The organism is Caballeronia sp. LZ028 (genome assembly GCF_031451415.1).
Taxonomy (GTDB): domain Bacteria; phylum Pseudomonadota; class Gammaproteobacteria; order Burkholderiales; family Burkholderiaceae; genus Caballeronia; species Caballeronia zhejiangensis.
In genome coordinates this window covers 679,013-697,314 of record NZ_JARUXN010000002.1, presented here as the reverse complement: position 1 = coordinate 697,314, position 18,302 = coordinate 679,013, and the positions used below count along the sequence as shown (strand labels likewise).

The 18,302-nt window shown below is 60.1% G+C and carries 15 protein-coding genes; 5 read left to right on the top strand and 10 right to left on the bottom strand.

The window, feature by feature from the left end:
* Positions 1-2 precede the first annotated feature (2 nt).
* The gene (locus QCE58_RS17355) at positions 3-1,415 is read left to right on the top strand and encodes a hypothetical protein (protein ID WP_250522440.1); all 1,413 of its coding nucleotides are present in this window, start codon (positions 3-5) and stop codon (positions 1,413-1,415) included.
* A 31-nt stretch (positions 1,416-1,446) separates the two neighbouring features.
* On the opposite strand, the gene QCE58_RS17350 is transcribed toward QCE58_RS17355, so the two are convergent.
* Positions 1,447-2,412, bottom strand: coding sequence for a hypothetical protein (locus tag QCE58_RS17350; protein WP_250441348.1), 966 nt, complete (start codon positions 2,410-2,412; stop codon positions 1,447-1,449).
* Between the two features lie 39 nt (positions 2,413-2,451).
* The gene (locus tag QCE58_RS17345; RefSeq protein ID WP_250441349.1) at positions 2,452-3,402 is read right to left on the bottom strand and encodes a GDP-L-fucose synthase; all 951 of its coding nucleotides are present in this window, start codon (positions 3,400-3,402) and stop codon (positions 2,452-2,454) included.
* A gap of 362 nt (positions 3,403-3,764) precedes the next feature.
* On the opposite strand from QCE58_RS17345, the gene QCE58_RS17340 reads away from it, so the two are divergent.
* From QCE58_RS17340 to QCE58_RS17330, 3 genes are all read left to right on the top strand, one after another.
* Positions 3,765-4,883 carry a DegT/DnrJ/EryC1/StrS aminotransferase family protein gene (locus QCE58_RS17340; protein WP_250522441.1) on the top strand — a complete coding sequence of 373 codons (1,119 nt, stop codon included), beginning with the start codon at positions 3,765-3,767 and terminating at the stop codon, positions 4,881-4,883.
* 105 nt (positions 4,884-4,988) lie between these two features.
* Entirely contained in the window at positions 4,989-6,491 is a 1,503-nt protein-coding gene (locus QCE58_RS17335; protein WP_409014129.1) for a mannose-1-phosphate guanylyltransferase/mannose-6-phosphate isomerase, read from the top strand.
* Positions 6,492-6,526: 35 nt separating this feature from the next.
* The gene (locus tag QCE58_RS17330) at positions 6,527-7,903 is read left to right on the top strand and encodes an undecaprenyl-phosphate glucose phosphotransferase (protein WP_250522442.1); all 1,377 of its coding nucleotides are present in this window, start codon (positions 6,527-6,529) and stop codon (positions 7,901-7,903) included.
* A 37-nt stretch (positions 7,904-7,940) separates the two neighbouring features.
* Here QCE58_RS17330 and QCE58_RS17325 read toward each other — a convergent pair whose 3' ends face one another.
* Positions 7,941-8,708: a class I SAM-dependent methyltransferase gene (locus QCE58_RS17325; protein ID WP_175980251.1), complete on the bottom strand. Its 768-nt coding sequence runs from the start codon at positions 8,706-8,708 to the stop codon at positions 7,941-7,943.
* 587 nt (positions 8,709-9,295) lie between these two features.
* Between QCE58_RS17325 and QCE58_RS17320 the strand changes: the two genes are divergently transcribed.
* Complete coding sequence (locus QCE58_RS17320; protein ID WP_175980250.1) at positions 9,296-10,285, top strand: GlxA family transcriptional regulator; 990 nt, start codon at positions 9,296-9,298, stop codon at positions 10,283-10,285.
* Positions 10,286-10,394: 109 nt separating this feature from the next.
* Here the strand turns inward: QCE58_RS17320 and QCE58_RS17315 are convergent, their stop codons facing one another.
* The 7 genes from QCE58_RS17315 to QCE58_RS17285 are packed head-to-tail and all read right to left on the bottom strand — an operon-like array spanning position 10,395 to position 18,105.
* Entirely contained in the window at positions 10,395-11,780 is a 1,386-nt protein-coding gene (locus QCE58_RS17315; protein WP_250522443.1) for an amidohydrolase family protein, read from the bottom strand.
* A gap of 24 nt (positions 11,781-11,804) precedes the next feature.
* Positions 11,805-13,142, bottom strand: a complete 1,338-nt coding sequence (locus QCE58_RS17310; RefSeq protein ID WP_175980248.1) for a nucleobase:cation symporter-2 family protein — start codon at positions 13,140-13,142, stop codon at positions 11,805-11,807.
* A 40-nt stretch (positions 13,143-13,182) separates the two neighbouring features.
* Positions 13,183-14,211 (bottom strand): GTP-binding protein, encoded by a 1,029-nt coding sequence (locus tag QCE58_RS17305; protein WP_008346316.1) that lies wholly within the window; start codon positions 14,209-14,211, stop codon positions 13,183-13,185.
* Positions 14,212-14,228: 17 nt separating this feature from the next.
* Positions 14,229-14,804, bottom strand: coding sequence for a UbiX family flavin prenyltransferase (locus QCE58_RS17300; protein ID WP_175980246.1), 576 nt, complete (start codon positions 14,802-14,804; stop codon positions 14,229-14,231).
* Positions 14,801-16,186, bottom strand: coding sequence for a UbiD family decarboxylase (locus QCE58_RS17295; RefSeq protein WP_008346318.1), 1,386 nt, complete (start codon positions 16,184-16,186; stop codon positions 14,801-14,803). Before QCE58_RS17295 ends, QCE58_RS17300 begins: the two co-directional genes overlap by 4 nt.
* Before the next feature lie 54 nt (positions 16,187-16,240).
* Positions 16,241-17,173: an amidohydrolase family protein gene (locus tag QCE58_RS17290; RefSeq protein ID WP_175980244.1), complete on the bottom strand. Its 933-nt coding sequence runs from the start codon at positions 17,171-17,173 to the stop codon at positions 16,241-16,243.
* The gene (locus QCE58_RS17285) at positions 17,173-18,105 is read right to left on the bottom strand and encodes an amidohydrolase family protein (protein WP_175980243.1); all 933 of its coding nucleotides are present in this window, start codon (positions 18,103-18,105) and stop codon (positions 17,173-17,175) included. Before QCE58_RS17285 ends, QCE58_RS17290 begins: the two co-directional genes overlap by 1 nt.
* Between the last annotated feature and the right edge of the window lie 197 nt (positions 18,106-18,302).

Here is an 18,302-nt window from a genome sequence, read left to right as displayed (position 1 = left end):
ACATGAAAAGCCCGGCGAACGTGGTTTCATATCTTGCATTGGGTATCTTCCTGTTCGCGGCCGAGTTCTATACCCTGGGGATGAGTCCCGGGCATAGCCCGCTGATGCTCGTGTCTCACGTTCTCTTGCTTGGCGTGGTCCTCTTTCACCTCGGCATGCACTTGTTCGACAGCAAGCCGTCGTTTGCGGACGCATCTGTCGTGGTGTTCGAGATAACTTTCCTGATACTCGCACCGGCTCTTCAGTTGGCGCATGACGCGCAAGTGCTCGTGAATACGATGCCCTTCGACGACACTTCGGCGCTGCATGCGAATCTCATATTTATCGTTTTCATTGTCACTTACCTTGGCGCGCGACATCTTCTTCCGCGCACGATTCAAGCGTCGACGGCCCGCGCTTCGGAACCATTGACGATCCGTTATGCGGCGCTTATTCCGGCCCTGGCGATCTGCGTCGTGGCTGCGATGAGCGCATTCAATTTTGCCAGCCAACTGCAGGCCGGCGATCTGGATGGAATCGACGTCACCCCTTTGGACATGATTCGCGCGAAGGTGCTTTTCTTTCTAATCGTGCCCGTGTTCATTCTTATCGTGTTGCATCGTCCTCGTCGAATCGGACTGGTGTGGATTGCGCTCGCGCTTTTCGCGTTCGTCTTGCTACTCATTTGCCAGAATCCGCTGACGGAAAAGCGAAACGCACTCGGTCCCATCTATCTGACGCTGCTCGCATTGGCGTTTCAGCGCCACCTCAAGAGTCCATCCCGAGTGTTCTGGGCAATCTTTGTTTTGAGCGGACTGTTCTTTCCCTTTTCCGAGCTGTTCACGAACAGCAGAATCGATAAGTGGCCGCTTTCTTGGGCCACGATAGAGAGCTTCTTCGAGGAGCACTTCGCATCCACGACCTATGACGCGTGGGCCAATACGGAAGCCATTGTGGAAATGGTGAGTCGGGAAGGAATCAATGCGGGCAGGCAGCTCGCGGGCTCGCTGTTGTTTTTCGTTCCACACACTGTCTGGCCCGACAAGCCTCTGGCGACCGCGATTCTGGTGGGCGAATATCTGCAGCGAAATTACAGCATGTGGTTTCTAAACCTTTCCGCGCCGTTGCCTGCCGAAGGCTATTTCGATTTTTCGTGGGCGGGCGTCGTAGCTTATGGTTTCTTGCTGGGTCATTTCTCGCGCCGCGCAGACGCGTTGGTCGAATCGCCGATACCGCTTCGGCGAGCGCTGGGATGCTATCTGTCGTTCTACGTTGTGTTCGTACTGCGCGGGTCATTGATGGTCGCGGTCGCTTACGTGGTGCCCGTTCTCGTCACGTTTCAACTCGTGTCCGTGCTCCTCACATCGCGAGAGAACAGATGCGCCGAGCCGCGCACGGCGAGGCCGCTCTATAGCGGCATGGCACGTCGAAAGTAACCTCTCGCCGGTTTAGAGAACGGTGAGTGCTTCAGGCGGGGACGCCGCTCATGTTCTGCTCTTGCCCAATCCAGATCTGACTGTCGGGAAACCAGAACTCTCTGGATTTTGGCGGCGCAGCCAATGTCACTGGCAAGTCAGGATTGAATATTTTTGACCAGGCCGACAGATAGGACGGCATCTTCACAAGATGGCCGCAGTTCGAAAGCAGCAGACTCGATACCAGCGCTTCTCGTCCGATCTCCAGCCCGGGATGACCGCTGAAGTGCACTGGCTTATCGCCGTTGGATAACAGTTTCGCGGGCGCGACATTGATCGGACGCTCGAACGGCCACGCGCTGAAGAATTCGATGAAAGCCGGCTCGTCGCTGGAAACAAATATGTTGGTCAATTGCGGGTTGAGCATGAGCGTCTTATCGACAAGCCGGCAGAAATCGACCCACGGAAGCGTCACCGCTTCAAATTTCTTGTCAGTGCCTCTGAAGTGCACGCCCAACGTGGAGGCGCTGATCCCGAGTCTTGCGCAAGTCGATTCGACTTCTTCGCGGATGTGCGCCGCGGGCCGGTAATACGAGCGGAACAGATCGCTCGCGCTTCGCAGACGAAGCGCTGCGTCATACCGTTGCCGGAAACCCAGTTGAACCGGATCGCGCACGGTGGATGTCCGAACCTTATGCGACGTGGCGTGCCCGTTCTCCGGCCGGACGCTTTCGAAGAGCGCCGAAAACCAGTCGATCGTTCCTTTCACATCGCCGTACAGGCCGCCTCGGGCCGAAATTCGCGGAGTCAGGCGGTTCTCTTCACAGTGCATAAGGATGAAGAGAACCATTTGCATGATCGCGAAGAAGCCGCAGTTTTCCCTGATCTCGATCGAAAACACACCGTGATTCTGCCGCTGCCGTGCAAACAACATCGCGCGGCTGGGCGCGGCAAGCGAGTACTTGAATGTTTCACTACGACGGAGTTTCCTCAATTGATCCACCACCATGCGAAACATGTTCGATTCCTGTTGATTATGTTCGCGTGAATACCAGCGTCACGCGTCGACGTACCCGGTGCGCTGTGCGTTCTTCGTGAAGTCGGCATAAGTGGCCGCGATGCCTTCTCTGAGCGAGATCGTGGGCGTCCAGCCCAAAGCGGATAGCCTGGATACATCCAGCAATTTCCTCGGCGTGCCATCCGGTTTCGAGCTATCGAATTCCAGTGAGCCCTGAAAGCCTACGACGTCGCAGACGAGGCGGGCGAGGTCCGCGATTGCTATGTCGCGTCCACATCCGATATTGAACATGCCCTCGGCGTTATGGCTGTCGAGCAACGCGAAAACCGCCGACGCCAGATCGTCGACGTGCAGGAATTCCCGTTTCGGCGAGCCCGATCCCCAGACCGAGATCGATTGGAGTCCGTTCAGCTTCGCTTCGTGTGCCTTTCGGATCAGCGCGGCCAGAACGTGCCCGTTCTGCAGATCATAGTTATCGTTCGGACCGTACAAGTTCGTAGGCATCACCGAGATATACCGCATCCCATGCTGGCGGTTATATGCCTCACACAGCTTGAGCCCCGCAATCTTGGCGATTGCATATGCCTCGTTGGTCTGCTCGAAGGCGCTCGTCAGCAGATATTCTTCCTTGATGGGTTGAGGGCAATACTTCGGGTAGATGCACGACGAACCGAAGAAGACCAGCTCGGGCGTGCGCTTCTTGAAGGCCGCGTGGATCACATTCGTTTCGATGACGAGATTCTCATAGAGAAACGAGGCCGGTTGAGTGGAGTTGGCGTGTATGCCGCCGACCTTCGCAGCGGCGAGCAGCACGACATCGATGCGCTCGTGCGCAAAGAAATCGGCCACAGCGCGCTGATCGAGCAAGTCGAGTTCCTGTCTGGAACGGGTAACCAAATGGTGATAGCCGCGACTGGCGAGATGCCGGAGAAGGGCCGAGCCGACCATGCCCTTATGCCCGGCAATAAATATCCGAGAGCCTTTATTCATGTTGGTGCTCAATCGTCCATTGATGTGCGTTGATCGGAACGTGAGGCCCGATGTGCGATTGCCAGATTAGCGAGGCATTCGGTCAATCATCAGCTTGTGGCGGACGTTGGCAAGGTATTGTCGCGACCGGGCTTTCTCGTCATCGATGACGCGGCCGCCATCTATGCGCCATGGACGGCTCATTACTCGCGAGACCCGCCTCAGCCAACGTCATGGCAGATTCGGCCACCCCGCCTGGCGCGGCTTTCCCCAATCCTATGCTGCGTGAACGCATGCAGGCCGTTACGGGATCGATTCGTCCTTGAACGGACCGGCTCAGACGAGCCATCGAGCATCGATCTTGACACCAGGAGAGGGACCTGATGATTCCAGTAAACGAACCCCTGCTCGAGGGAAACGAGAGGACATACCTGAACGAATGCATCGAAAGCGGCTGGATCTCGTCGGACGGCGTATTCGTCGAGCGCTTCGAACGCGCAATGGCTGCATATGTAGGCCGCAAGCATGCGATCGCCGTCGCAAACGGAAGCGCGGCGCTCGACGTCGCCGCCGCTGCACTGAGTTTCGAGCCGGACGATGAAGTCATCATCCCCACGCACACGATCATCTCCTGTGCATCGGCGATCGTTCGAACCGGCGCGCGACTGCGGCTCGTCGATTCGAATGCGGATACATGGAACATGGACGTAGCGAAAATCGAAGCGGCCATCACGAGCCGCACGCGCGCGATCATGGCCGTACATACCTTCGGCTTGCCGGTCGACATGAAGCCGGTGCTGGACGTCGCGAAGAAGTACGGCCTGGCTGTGATCGAAGACGCGGCGCAGGCTATCGGGCTCACCTATGAAGGAAAGCAATGCGGCAGCTTCGGCGATATCTCCTGCTTCAGCTTCTACGCGAACAAGCACATCACGACGGGCGAAGGCGGCATGATTCTCTGCGACGACGATGCACTGGCGGCGCGCGCAAGGAGTTTGCGAAATCTTTGCTTCAAGCCCGAGAGGCGGTTCGTGCATGAGGAGCTAGGCTGGAATTATCGTATGAGCAGTCTTCAGGCTGCGGTCGGGCTTGCGCAGTTCGAGAAGCTCGATGAACGCATAGCGAGAAAGCGCACACTGGGGCGGCGTTACGAAGCGCTTTTGCATGATGTAAGGGGCCTGGAACTTGCTCCTGTTGCGTGTTCCTATGCCGAGAACATCTATTGGGTGTTCGGCGTGGTGCTGGATGATCGCCTGCCCATCGGCGCGGACGAAGCACGCGCAATACTCGCCGATGCCGGCGTTAGCGCGCGGCCATTCTTCTGGCCCATGCACGAGCAGCCTGTATTTCGCAAGCAAGGGTTATTCGAGGGCGAAAGTTATCCGGTCGCCGAGCGCATGAGCCGGCGCGGTTTCTATTTGCCGAGCGGACTTGCACTAACCGAAGCGCAGCAGGATCAAGCGGTGGCCGCGGTCCGGAACATGATGGCTGAGTATGTCTAGAAACTCCGCAAGCCATGCTCGCGGACATTGCCTGCTTCATATGACCGTCATCAGTCACATCGATGATGGGTCGTAACACCACGGAGTGCAGCCATGGAGAATGCAATGCGTTCGACCGACTCGATGTCGATGGCCAACGCGCTAGCGCCGCATATGCAGTCTTGCCGTCGCATTGTGCCGGTCATACTCGCGGGAGGATCGGGCACGCGCCTCTGGCCGATGTCGCGCGAGCAGTTTCCGAAGCAACTGATTGGCGTGGTCGGACGTGACTCGCTGCTTCAGGCTACGGTGTTACGAATGGACGGATTCTCCGGCGACTTCGACGTCGATATGCATCCGATCATCGTGTGTGGCGAAGAGCATCGTTTCACGACCGAGGAACAAGTGCGGTTATGCGGCGTCGATGCGCGGATCATTGTCGAGCCCGCGCGTCGTGATACTGCGCCCGCACTGACGCTCGCGGCGCTTGCGGCCATCGAAAGAAACGAAGACGCGATTCTCGTCGCGATGCCTTCCGATCATTCGATCGCCGATCTTGGCGCGCTGCATGAAGCGATATCGATCGCCGCGGACTACGCCGATAGCGGAATGATCGTGACGTTAGGGGTTCCGCCGACGCGTCCCGATACCGGCTTCGGCTATATTCGTCTCGGCGAAGCGCTGGAGAAGGGTGCTCATCTTATCGACCGCTTCGTAGAAAAGCCTGCCGCCGAACTCGCCGCGCAATACCTCGCTGCACAAACATACTGGTGGAACAGCGGCATCTTTGTCGTTCGCGCGAGCGTGTGGCTCGATGCCCTGGCGCATCTCAATGCCGATATGCATGCGACATGCACGGCGGCACTGAAAGACGGCAAAGCCGATGGCCATTTCTTTCGTCCGTGTCCGAATCAGTTCGGCCGTGTGCCTTCCGATTCGATCGATTACGCGGTGATGGAGCATATCGGCGACGCTGGCTCGCCTTGCAACGGCGTAGTCGTGCCGCTGTCGGCGGGATGGTCAGACCTGGGATCGTGGGACGCAGTATGGGAGGCCATGGAAAAGGACGGCTTGGGCAATGTCGGAAGCGGCCGCGTGGTCTTCGAAGGCGCGACGTCGAGCTACGCGCGCTCCGATGGCGGACGGCTCGTCGCGTGCGTCGGCACGTCGAACGTCGTTGTCGTCGATACCGACGATGCCGTGCTGGTCGCCGATCGCTCGCACGCGCAGGACATCAAGCGCCTTGTCGCGCGCATCCGCGAACAGCATGCGCCCGAGGCCGAAACGCATCGCAAGGTTCGTCGTCCGTGGGGCTTTTACGATTCGATCGAACATGGCGAGCGTTTCCAGGTCAAGCGCATCGTCGTGGCGCCTGGCGCACGACTTTCGCTCCAGATGCACCATCATCGTGCGGAGCATTGGGTCGTCGTGCGCGGCACCGCGCTCGTCACGCGCGGGGACGATCAGTTTCTGTTGTCGGAAAATGAATCGACCTACATTCCGCTCGGCGTCCGGCATAGGCTGGAAAATCCGGGCAAGGTGCAGCTCGAGATCATCGAAGTTCAATCGGGTTCGTATCTCGGCGAAGACGATATCGTGCGGCTGGATGACTGCTATGGCCGTATCTGATGTTATCGACAAAGCTCACGAAGGCGGGGCATGACATGCGCGATATTCAAGGATTGCTGGCAAGGCTCTTCGATGTCGCGATGGTCGTCGGAGGGGCCACCGTTGCATCGCGGATCAGGTTCGACAACATCGCCGAACCGGGCTATTACGTGCCGTTCGTGGCCTTTGCTGCGGCGTTTTCGCTCGTATTGTTCCCGGGCTTCGGCGTATACGAGTCGTGGCGCGGGCGCAGCAAGCTCGTGCTGACGAGCCGCGTGTCGCTCTCATGGCTCGTGGTGCAGGCGTGCGTCCTCGTGCTGATGTTCTCGCTGCATCGGCTCGATGATGTCTCGCGCCTCTGGTTCGCGTACTGGACTGCGATCTCGGGCGCGCTGATGATCGTGGGCCGTCTCGTCACGCATGCGGTGCTCGCGCGCATGCGTCACGCCGGGATGAACTTTCATGACGTGGCGGTCGTCGGTTGCGGGCGGCATTGCGAGTCGATCATGAAAAGAATCGAGCGCGCGAGCCACTCGGGTTTTCGTACGGTCGCGGTATTCAACGCATCGCCCGAATTGCCGATAACTTCAACAGTGCCGGTCTTCGAAGATTTTGACACCTTCGTGCGCCACGCTCGCGAGCAGCATGTGCATGAAGTCTGGCTTGCATTGCCGCTATCGCAGGAGAAAGCCATTCTGCGGTTCGTGAATGAGTTTCGCGACGATCTCGTCAACGTGCGATTCATTCCCGACGTGCGCAGCCTGGCCCTCTTCGAAAGCGGGGTGAGCGATTTGCTCGGGGTGGCGGCGATCAATCTCGTCGCTTCGCCGCTTTCGCAAAGAGCGCTATTGCAGAAGGATGTTTTCGACCGGCTGTTCGCGCTCGCGGCGCTCATCGCGGTCGCGCCGCTTCTGATCGTTATCGCAATCGCGGTCAAGCTTAGTTCGCCCGGGCCCGTATTCTTCAGACAGCGGCGCAAGGGCGCGGACGGACGCGAATTCACCATCTACAAGTTCAGGTCGATGCGCCTGCATATCGAACAGTCCGGCATGCTGAAACAGGCTACGCGCAATGATCCGCGCGTGACGCGTGTCGGTGCGTTTCTCCGGCGCACGAGTCTCGACGAGCTGCCGCAATTCTTCAACGTCCTGCTCGGCGACATGTCGGTCGTGGGACCGCGTCCACATGCGCTCGAACATGACGATCTCTACCAGAAAGTCGTTCAAGGATATATCCATCGTTACCGCATCAAACCGGGCATCACCGGATGGGCGCAGGTCAATGGCTTTCGTGGGGAAACGGACCGGATCGAAAAGATGGAGGCGCGCGTGGCCCATGATTTGTACTATTTGGGAAATTGGACTTTCGCACTCGATATGCGGATCATTGCCGCGACGGTGTTCAAGGGTCTGCGCGGGGCCAACGCTTACTGAAGCGTAAGCATCGCGCCCGGCGTGCGCGATGCAGGCATCATCTCTTTCTCGCGACGAAGGTCGCCGACAGATCGGCGGCGCTAAGTTCGCCGCCCATCCATCTCACGCTGTCGAGCACTTCGAAGCCGCTGAGATCCAGCATCAACTCGACTTCAGGCTTGAACATATAACGCATGACGTGCGTCTCGAGAACGGTTTCGACGCATTGCGTCTTTCCGTCCGTCATCATGATGGTGTAGTTGACGGTGACGGTATTCTCATGAGGACGCATCAGCGGTTCGGCGATGCGGATTACCGCCGTTTCATCGCTCGTGGCGCGCTTGATGCGAACCTTGGGCGGGTCGGCCAGCACGGCGGGACCGTACCAGCAATCGAACAGAAAGAGTCCTGAGCGCGGCAGATGAGTCGCTGCGGTGTGGCACATCGCCATGAAATCGGCGTTCGTCGTCTGATAGCTTGCGACATGAAACAGCGAGACGACCGCGTCATATAGCTCTTCGGTGCGGACGCTTCGCGCATCGCCCTGCTGAAACTTCAGTCTCTTCGCCACCGTGCCCGGCAGTGAAGTCCGTCTCGCATCGGCGCGTGCGAGCATGTCGAAACTCATGTCGATGCCGGAAACCGAAAAGCCGGTGGCCGCAAGCTCCGCCGCGTGGCGTCCTGTCCCGCAACCGAGATCCATAAGATGGCCGCTGACTATTCCATATCGACCGAGCAGGTCGGTGACGAACGCGGCCTCCGCCTTGTAGTTCTTCTCGTGATAGAAAAGATCATAGTATTGCGAGTATCGCGTGCTGAAACTCATGTGAGCCACTCCGAATTAGAGTTGGTGCCCAACGCATGTCCGCGCAATGGCGCATTCGTCCAGGTGACCGAAGCGCCGCTCGATAACAAGTCTCACTTGACGTTCCGGTTCAAGACAGAGCGTAGCCTTCGAACGAATCGCGACTTCATGCGTGACGGAATTCGGCAAGATGTTGGCCGGGCCGCCTGTGCAGGCCGCGAGGCCGGTTTTGACAAGGCGATGACGGAAATAGAAGTTATGTTTCGGAGATCATCGAGTATTCGATCCCGGAGATGAAGGTGATCCGAATAGGTCATTCCGCAGCACAGTCTTTTGTTTAGGCGCCGCGAAACGACATAGTTCGAACTCCGTATTAAGCGCCTTTCCATAACTTTCATGCACTTATTTTCAAACAGCCGAAGAGATCGAACAGTCGTGTTGTTATCGCGGCCGAACGCGCCGATCTCGGCCAAAACCATGCTTTTCGCCGCCATGGCGGAAAGAACGGATGCAATAGGAAACTACGCTCCCGAAATAGTACGGAATCGACGGCATTGGTACGGCTTGCGATCCGCAGACCTGCAACCGAAACATAGGAAGATAACGCCATGTCGAACGTTACAGCCTTCGGCGATGCAGAGTCGAGCGGTCTCTATCATGCAGCGGAAGAGAGAAGCACAAAGCTCATAGGAATCATGTTGTATGACGGATTTTCTCTTCTGGGCGCTGGAACGCTTGCCGAGGCGCTTCATATCGCCAACGAGTTGCAATCCGCTATCCTGAGCAATGGCGTGACCTATAGCGTTCGTCTCGTCTCCGCCCGCGGTGGCGCGATAGCTTGTTCATCGTCGGTCTGTGTGTGGACCGAGCGCTTGGGTGGCCAGCGCTTTCAGGGCTTCGACGCGCTATACATTGCAGGCGGCGCTGGCGTGACGCGCGCAGCTGCGGATGAAAGTCTCCTCGAGTCATTGAGGATCGCGTGTTCGCAAAGCGGCGCGGTCGGTTCGCTCGGCAATGGCGACGCGCTGCTCGCCGCCGCGGGCGTCGCCCGGCGCGACTGGGCTTCGATGGGACGCGGCGTATGGGGCGGCGGAACATTGAAAAGCACGACGTCGACCGAACGCGGCGATGCGCTCGTCAACTCGCTGGCGCTGGTGAAGCGCGATCTCGGCTATGACATCGCAACGGCTTTGGCAGACCGGCTGGCCTCGTCCAACGATCAGCATCTGCCAATCATGCTGAGTACCATCGGCACGACGACGCTCGCAGAGAAAGCGCAGGAATCCGCGCGCTGGCTGGAGCGCAATTGCGGCCGTCCCATCTCCGTCGGCGACGCGGCTCGCACCGTTGCGATGAGCGAGCGCAACTTTCTGCGGCTGTTCAAGCGTGAGATCGGTCTGACGCCTTCGCAATATCTTTTGCGTGCGCGCCTCGATTTGAGTTGCGAATTGCTTATTAAGAGCGACTTGCCGATCGACAAGATTGCGCGCCGGACCGGTTTGACCAATGGTGAAAGATTTTCGAAGGTATTCAGAAAGCAATTTCTGATGTCGCCAACGGAATACCGGTCTCGAAAGAAGAGCGGTGACGCAGTGTGATCGCACGTTTCGCGCTTCACAGGCGCAGCCGGAATGACTTCCTCCAACTCGATAGCGCAGGCATATCCACGTCGGGCGGAAAGCGCATCCTAACCATGGCAATGTCCCCCTAATCTGCCAACAGCACTTTCACGCCCTCGGCGGCTTCGTGTCGCAGGGCGTCGAGATCGAGGCCCGGGATCACGCCGTCATCCACGACCACGCGGCCGTTCACGATGTTGTAGCGAACGCGCGCCGGCTCGCCCGATGCCACGGGCGCCACGGCGAGATCGTGATAGCCATAGAAGCGCGGATCGTCGATGTCATAGAGAACGAGGTCCGCCGCCTTGCCGACTTCGAGCGTGCCTACTGCATCGAGACCGAGCACGCTTGCGCCGCCCGCGCTGCCCCAGTGAATCGTCTCCTCGATCGTCGTCGCCGATGCGCCCTGCGCCGCGCGATGCACGAGCCACGCGAAATGCGCCTCGTTGATCATGCTGCCCGATTCGTTCGACGCGACGCCATCGACCCCGAGCGATAACGGCACGCCTGCCGCGGACATTTGCGGTGCGGGGGCGATGCCGCTGCCAAGCCGCGCGTTGCTCACCGGGCAATGCGAGCAGCCGCTGCCGGTCTCCGCGAGCATCGCGATCTCGCTCGCTTCGAGATGCACGAGATGCGCGAACCACACATCGGGTCCGAGCCATTCGTGATCGGCGACGAATTCGACCGGCAACTTGTCGAAGCGCTCGCGGCAGAAATCGACATAACGTTGCGTCTCCGAAAGATGCGTGTGCATGCGCAAGCCCATGCCGCGTGCCGCGCGTGCGATCTCAGGCAGAAGATCGGGCGGCAGAGAGAAGGTCGGCGTCGTCGGCGCAACGACGACGCGGCGCATCGATGTCGCGCGGGCATCGTGATAGCGCGCCTTCAGGCGTTCGATATCGGCAAGCATCTGATCGAGCGTCTCGGGCTTTAACGCGACCTTCGAGAAGCCCGGATGATCGCCTGCCGCCTGCAACGCGCCGCCACGGCACAACACGAAGCGCAGGCCGAACGACGCCGCTTCGTCGAAGAGCAGATCGCCTGTTTCCGTGGTGCCTTCGGCGTGATAGAGATAGTGATGATCCGCGCACGTCGTCGCGCCCGACAAAAGTAGTTCGGCCATGCCGAGGCGTGCAGCGACACGCGCGAGGTCCGGCGTGAAGCGCGCGAGTCGCGGATACGGCACCGCGGCGAGCCATTCCTGCAGATCTGCGTTGATGCCTGAAGGCACCGCTTTCAGCAGGTTCTGGAACAGGTGATGATGCGTGTTCACCCAGCCTGGATAGGCGACGCACGAGCGCGCATCGATGACGCGTTCGTCGTCGCGCGCGTCGAGATTCGGCGCGATGGCGCGGATGACGCCATCGCGGATGCGAATATCGACGTTGCCGAGCCGTGCGGCGTCGCCACACAATCCGCTCATCACCGCGACGGGATGTTTGATTAGTAATGCTTCGTTTGAGATGTTCATGAACGCTTGTCCTTTCAACACGTTTTACTCGCGCACCATGCTGGGCGCAGGTACGACGTCTTCCTCATGTGCGCCGTTGAGCACGGCGTTCAGCACGACCGACACGAGACACGCGAGCACGACGCCGCTGTGCACGAAGGGCTGCGTCCAGTCGGGCATCTGCTTGAACACTTGCGGCGCCATCACCGGGATGAGCGCGGTCGCGATCGTGAAGCCGACGATCAGCACGTTGTAGCGGTTGCGCTCGAAGTCCACTTTGGAGAGCGTCTGCACCCCCGCCGCGACCACGACGCCGAACATCGCGATGCCCGCGCCGCCGAGCGCAGCGGCAGGCGTCGATGCGACGACCGCGCCGATCTTGGGCACCAGCGCGACGACGCACATCAGCACGCCGCTCACCGCCACGACCCATCGGCTGCGCACGCCTGTCAGGATCACGAGTCCCACGTTCTCCATGAATGCGATGAACGGGAACGCAGCGAACATTCCGGCTATCGCGCTCGCGAGACCATTCGCGCGCATGCCGCGCACCGCGTCTTCCTCGCTGATGTTCTTGTCGACGATATCGCCGATCGCGACGAAGAGACCCATCGATTCGATCATCTGCACGACCATTACGACGATCATCGTCAGAACGGGCACCACGGAGAACACGGGCATGCCGAAGTGAAACGGCAACGGCATCGTGAACCACGGCGCGTTGGCGACGTTGGCGAAGTCGCCCATGCCGAGCGAGCAGGCAAGCACGCTGCCCGCGACAAGTCCGATCAGCACCGACAGATTGCGCAGGAACGCATTGGCAAAGCGGTTGACGGCGAGAATCACGAGCGCGACGAACAACGCGACGCAAAGGAACGGCAACGCGCCGAAGTGCCGCGCGTTCTCACCGCCGCCCGCCCATTGATACGCGACCGGAAAGAGCTGCAGTCCGATCACGGTGACGATGCAGCCGGTCACGACAGGCGGAAAGAAACGCCGCAAACGTCCGACGAGCGGCGCGGCGAACATCGTGAACACGCCCGCGCCGATCACCGCGCCGCACACGCCCGCGAAGCCGACGCCGGGGCTCAGGCCGATCGCGATGACCGGTCCCACGCTGCTGAACGCGACGCCTTGCAGAATAGGCAGACGCACGCCGAACTTCCATACGCCGACGGTTTGCAGCACCGTCGAGATGCCCGAGCAGAAAAGCGCCGTGCTGATGAGCACGGTGGTGTCAGCGGGCGACATCTTCAATGCGGATGCGACGATCAACGGCACGGCAATCGCGCCGATGTAAGCGACGAGCATATGTTGCAGGCCGAGCGTGATCATCTGCCGCTTGGGCAGGATGCGATCGACGGGATGTTGGTCGGTGTTCATCAACGTGTCTCCTGATTATCGTTATCGGCGGCTGCGTTCGTCAGGCCGCGACAGGCACCGCAAGGCAGGCATGAAAGCGCTCGGTCAGCGCGGCGCGGTCGAGTTCGCGTCCGATGAACACGATTCGGCTCGAACGCGGCTCATAGCCCCACGCCTGCGCCGCGCGCAATTCGATGATGTCGTGCACGCCTTGCAGCACGTAGCGATACGGCTGTCCTTTCACGGCGAAGATACCCTTCATGCGAAAGAGGTTCGTCGCATCCGATGCGCGCAGTTCGGCGAGCCACGCTTGCAGCGCGTCGAGTTCGATATCGGCATCGACTTCGATGCCTACCGAGCTCACGCTTTCGTCGTGATGATGATCGTCGTGGTGGTCATCGTGATCGTCGTCCGCTTCGACGAGCTGCTGCGCGAACTCGTTCGCGCCCACGCCGAGAATCGTGTGCAGGTCGATCTGCGCAAAACTCGATTCGACGATTTCAGCCGTTGCATTGAGCCCGCGCAGCCGCTCTTTCAATGAAGCGATGTCCTGCGCCGTCACCAGATCGACCTTGTTGACGACGATGCGGTCCGCGCACACGATCTGATCGACCGCCTGGTTGTCGCGGCCGTCGAGCACGAGATCGTCCAGATGCGCGGCGATATGCTTTGCATCGACCATCGTCACGACGGCATCGAGGGTCACGCGTTGCGCAATCGGATCGTCGATGAAGAAGGTCTGCGCGACAGGATACGGATCGGCGAGCCCGCTCGTCTCGACGATGATGTGATCGAGCCGCTCGGGCCGCTCCACCAGCATCCTCACGATGCGCACGAGGTCTTCGCGCACTGCGCCGACGCAGCATACGCATCCGTTCGTCATCTCGTAGATCTCTTCGGTCGATTCGAGCACGAGCCCGCCGTCTATGCCGACTTCGCCGAACTCGTTCTCGATCACCGCGATCTTGTGTCCATGCTTTTCGCGGAGGATGTAGTTGAGCAGCGTGGTTTTGCCCGCGCCGAGAAAGCCGGTCAGCACCGTGACCGGAATCTTCTGGAACGCGTTATGAGTCGTATGGATGTGAGTCATTGCTTGTCTCCTTTGAGTCAGTCAGCTTTATGTTCTTTCCAGCGTCGAACCACGTTGCAATCGAGGCCGAAGAGATCCAGCACGCGGCCGAGCGTGTGATCGATCATCTCGTCGAGCGAAGCAGGGCGCGCGTAGAACGCGGGCACCGGCGGCGCGACGATGCCGCCCATTTCGGTGACGGCGATCATGTTGCGCAGATGGGCCAGCGTGTACGGCGTTTCGCGTGCCAGCAGCACGAGCGGGCGTCGCTCCTTGAGCGTGACGTCGGCGGCGCGCGAGATGAGGCTCGATGAAAGTCCGCCGGCGATTTCGGCGAGCGTCTTCATCGAGCACGGCGCGACGATCATGCCGAGCGTGCTGAACGAACCGCTCGAAATGGCGGCGGCCATGTCATCGCATCGATAGGTGAAGCTCGCGAGCGCGTTGACATCGGCGAGCTTGTGTTCGGTCTCTTGCTGCATCGTCAGAAGCGCGCTGCGCGAGATCGTCACATGCGTTTCGATGTCGAGTTCGCGCAGCAATTCCAGAAGGCGCACGCCGTACGTGAAGCCCGATGCGCCGCTGATACCGACCGCGATGCGCCGCGTGCTCATCGTGCGGCTCCTTTCAGAATGGCGGCTGCACGTTGCATCGCATCTTCGCCGATGCGCGCACGTATGCCGTCGAATTGCGAGCCGCGCGTCGCGTCGATGCCCATGCGCGATGTGGTGCCTTCGACGGACGACGAAGGATCGAGCGGGCTGCCCGGCAATCCGCCGACGATGAACACATCGTCATGCGGTTGCGCATGTGCCGCGATCGCCCAGAGCACTTGCGAGTCGTCGGTTATGTCGATATCGCCATCGACGGCGACGACATGCTTGAGATACGGATCCCAGCCCAGCAACGCGAGCATGATCTGACGCGCTTCGCCATCGCGCGTCTGGTTCAGCGCCACATAGCAATGAAAATGCGTGCCGGAGTTCGGGTAATGCAGCGCAGTGACCGCTGGAAAACGCGCCTTCAGCTTCTCGCTCATTTCCGCTTCGCGCGGCAGACGAGCGAGCGTGAGATGCTCGGCATACGGACCACCGACGACATCGACGAGCCATGCATCGCGGCGGCGCATCATCGTATCGACGCGCATAACGTTGTTGGTCGAACGGTCCGACGAATAGCCGGTGAACTCGCCGAACGGACCTTCATCGGCGCGCGCATCGGGATCGATCGTGCCTTCGAGCACGAACTCCGCGGCCGCCGGCACGCCAATGCCATAACGCGGCGTGCGTACCAGTTCGAGCGGTGCGCCGAACAGTCCGCCGGCGATGGCGCGCTCGTCTGTGCCGAACGGCACGCGCGATGCCGCCGCGAGCATGAACATCGGATGCGCGCCGATGACCATCGCAACCTTGAGCGTGTCGCCGCGCGCCTTCGCCGTCTGCAACATGCGCCACAGATGACCGCGCGAATGCAGGCTCGTTGCGAGCGCGTTCCTCGCATGAAGCATCGAACGGTGATAGCTCATGTTCGCGATGCCGGTCACCGGATCTTCGGCGACGATTACCGCGTTCGTGATGTACGCGCCGCGATCGGTGGCGAAGTGGCGAATCATCGGCACATGCGCGAGATCGACCGCGTCGGCTTCGACGACTTCATCGAGCACGGGACCGCGCGCGACATACAGCGGCGCGATCGGTGCATTCGCGCGTTGCTGATAGGCGTCGAAGAGGCCGCGCGCATCGACATCGAACAGACGGGCGATACGCTCGCGCGATGCGAAGAAGTTGGTCGCCAAAGGCGTTGCGATACCTTCGACGTGCTCGCATACGAGCATCGGATGCTGCCCGCGCGCGGCAAGCGCGGCGACGATCGCGGTGACGTCCTGATCGGCGGACAACTGTTGCGTGAGCGTCAGCACATCGTGGGGATATTGCTCGCGATAGGCGTGCGCAAAGCAATGAAAGTCCTGCGTGGCGCGAAAGAGGTTATCGGCCATCGTGAGCTCCGTCGAGAGAAAGAAGGGCGCGTGAGCGACCGCGCCCGCATGACATCAGGCCGTCTGCGCGACTTCGTCGTTCTTTACATACGTGGCCTTCAATCGTTTCTCCGCTTCGGCAAGGTCCTTCGGCGGTTTGGTCGGCTCGATGCCCACCAGTCGCGCGATGTTATTGCCCATGTAGTCTTCGAGACCGTCCTCATCGAGGTCCATGCCTTGCGGCGCGGGACCGCACAGCATCTCCAGTTCGCGCAGCCACATGCCCGGCTCGTTCGGCGGCGAATCGGTGCCGAACACGATCTTGTTGCGCGGCAACTCGCGTGCGAACTCGACGATGCGCGACTGATAGCACCAGCCCGATTCGCAATACACGTTGGGCGTATCCATCGCCATCCAGAAGGCTTCGAACGAGTAATTGCCGCCCGTCTGGATCCCGAAGTGACCGATGATGAAATTCACCATCGGGAATTCGCGGATGATCGGATAGAACTGCGTGGGAATCGTGTACGGTCCATCGCCTGTGTGAATCAGCACGACGACGCCCAACTCGGCGCATTTCTTCATCGCAGGGCGCAGCCAGTCGAGCGCGCGATCCGGCCGATAGCCATGCATGTTCGCGTGCAGCTTGAGCATCTTGAAGCCGTATTCCTTGACGTGAAATTCGAGTTCCGCCGCGCCGTTTTCCGGACCCCAGCGCGGGTTATACGTGAAGTTGCCGATGAAACGATCGGGATACTTCTGCGTCAGCTCCGCGATATACGACATGTAATCGCGAATGCCTTCGCGCCCGCGCCGGTTGCCGTCGCGATAGCCGGTGTTTCCCGGCGGCGGCTGGATGAAACCCATGTCGATGCGGCGCGGCTTGCCGTTGATGATGTACGGACCGTCCATCATCTTGAGAAGGCGTTCGCCGGTGAACGGCTCGCCCGTGTGCCGCCAGGCTTCGTCGACGAGATTGGTCGGATGCAGATGGGTATCGATGATCATCAGCGCGCTCCTGCGTAGTCAGCTTCTTTGTATTGGTCGAGATTGGCTTGCGCTTCTTCGACGCTTTTGGGCGGCGCGCTCGGTTCGATGCCGAGCATGCGCGCGAGGTTGTTGCCGAGATAATCCTCGAGCGTGTCTTCGTCGAGATTGAGGCCTTGCGGCGGTTCGTGACACAGCACTTCGAGCAGGCGCAGCCACATGCCCGGTTCGTTGGGCGGCGTGTCGGAGCCATAGAGAATCTTGTGCGTCGGCAATACCTTCGCGAATTCGACGATGCGCGATTGCAGGCACCAACTCGATTCGCAATAGACGTTCGGCGTATCGAGCGCCATCTGATAAGGCTCGAAGCAATACACGCCGCCGGTCTGCACGCCGAAGTGCGCCATGATGAACGGCACCGACGGAAACTCGCGGATCAGCGGATACCATTCGCTCGGAATGCTGTACGGTCCGTCGCCGGTGTGCAGCTTGACGATAAGCCCGAGGTCCGCGCATTTGCGCAACGCGGGACGCAGCCAGTCGAGCGCGCGGTCCGGCCGATACGCGTGCATGTTGGCCTGCAACTGCACCATCCTGAAGCCGTGTTCCTTCGCGTAGAACTCGATTGCGTCGGCGCCGTTCTCGGGGCCGCAGCGCGGGTTATAGACGAAGCAGCCGAGCAGGCGGTCGGGATACTTCTGCGTCATCTCGACGGTGTACGCCATGTAGTCGTCGATCGACTCGCGGCCGCTTCTCACGCCATCGGTCCACGTATAGATGGTGTTGCCTTGCGGCGGTTGGATGAATGCCTTGTCGATGCGACGCGGCTTGCCGTTGATGATGTACGGGCCGTCCATCACCTCGATCAGACGCTCGCCCGAAAAGGGTTCGCCGTCATGGCGCCAGGCGAGGTCGACGAGATTGGTCGGATAACAGCTTGTGTCGATGATCATGGGTCTCGATCTCCTTGAGGGGAACTGGCGTGTCCAGTTGCCGGATCGCGGGCAGGCGCGTCGATGGAACAAGAGCTCTTGCGAGCTTGCCCATGCGGCCTTTTGCAAGACGCGTTGATGCGCCTTCCCCTCGCCGGCATCGAGTGTCACACTGACGTGCACTGCTGCTTGCGATGCAGTCTCACAAGTTATGCGCG

Coding starts and splice junctions, on each gene's coding strand:
- QCE58_RS17315 (WP_250522443.1), bottom strand. CDS start 11,780: ATGAACATCTCAAACGAAGCATTACTAATCAAACATCCCGTCGCGGTG.
- QCE58_RS17285 (WP_175980243.1), bottom strand. CDS start 18,105: ATGATCATCGACACAAGCTGTTATCCGACCAATCTCGTCGACCTCGCC.
- QCE58_RS17345 (WP_250441349.1), bottom strand. CDS start 3,402: ATGAATAAAGGCTCTCGGATATTTATTGCCGGGCATAAGGGCATGGTC.
- QCE58_RS17350 (WP_250441348.1), bottom strand. CDS start 2,412: ATGTTTCGCATGGTGGTGGATCAATTGAGGAAACTCCGTCGTAGTGAA.
- QCE58_RS17335 (WP_409014129.1), top strand. CDS start 4,989: ATGCGTTCGACCGACTCGATGTCGATGGCCAACGCGCTAGCGCCGCAT.
- QCE58_RS17305 (WP_008346316.1), bottom strand. CDS start 14,211: ATGACTCACATCCATACGACTCATAACGCGTTCCAGAAGATTCCGGTC.
- QCE58_RS17310 (WP_175980248.1), bottom strand. CDS start 13,142: ATGAACACCGACCAACATCCCGTCGATCGCATCCTGCCCAAGCGGCAG.
- QCE58_RS17330 (WP_250522442.1), top strand. CDS start 6,527: ATGCGCGATATTCAAGGATTGCTGGCAAGGCTCTTCGATGTCGCGATG.
- QCE58_RS17290 (WP_175980244.1), bottom strand. CDS start 17,173: ATGATCATCGATACCCATCTGCATCCGACCAATCTCGTCGACGAAGCC.
- QCE58_RS17340 (WP_250522441.1), top strand. CDS start 3,765: ATGATTCCAGTAAACGAACCCCTGCTCGAGGGAAACGAGAGGACATAC.
- QCE58_RS17300 (WP_175980246.1), bottom strand. CDS start 14,804: ATGAGCACGCGGCGCATCGCGGTCGGTATCAGCGGCGCATCGGGCTTC.
- QCE58_RS17355 (WP_250522440.1), top strand. CDS start 3: ATGAAAAGCCCGGCGAACGTGGTTTCATATCTTGCATTGGGTATCTTC.
- QCE58_RS17325 (WP_175980251.1), bottom strand. CDS start 8,708: ATGAGTTTCAGCACGCGATACTCGCAATACTATGATCTTTTCTATCAC.
- QCE58_RS17295 (WP_008346318.1), bottom strand. CDS start 16,186: ATGGCCGATAACCTCTTTCGCGCCACGCAGGACTTTCATTGCTTTGCG.
- QCE58_RS17320 (WP_175980250.1), top strand. CDS start 9,296: ATGTCGAACGTTACAGCCTTCGGCGATGCAGAGTCGAGCGGTCTCTAT.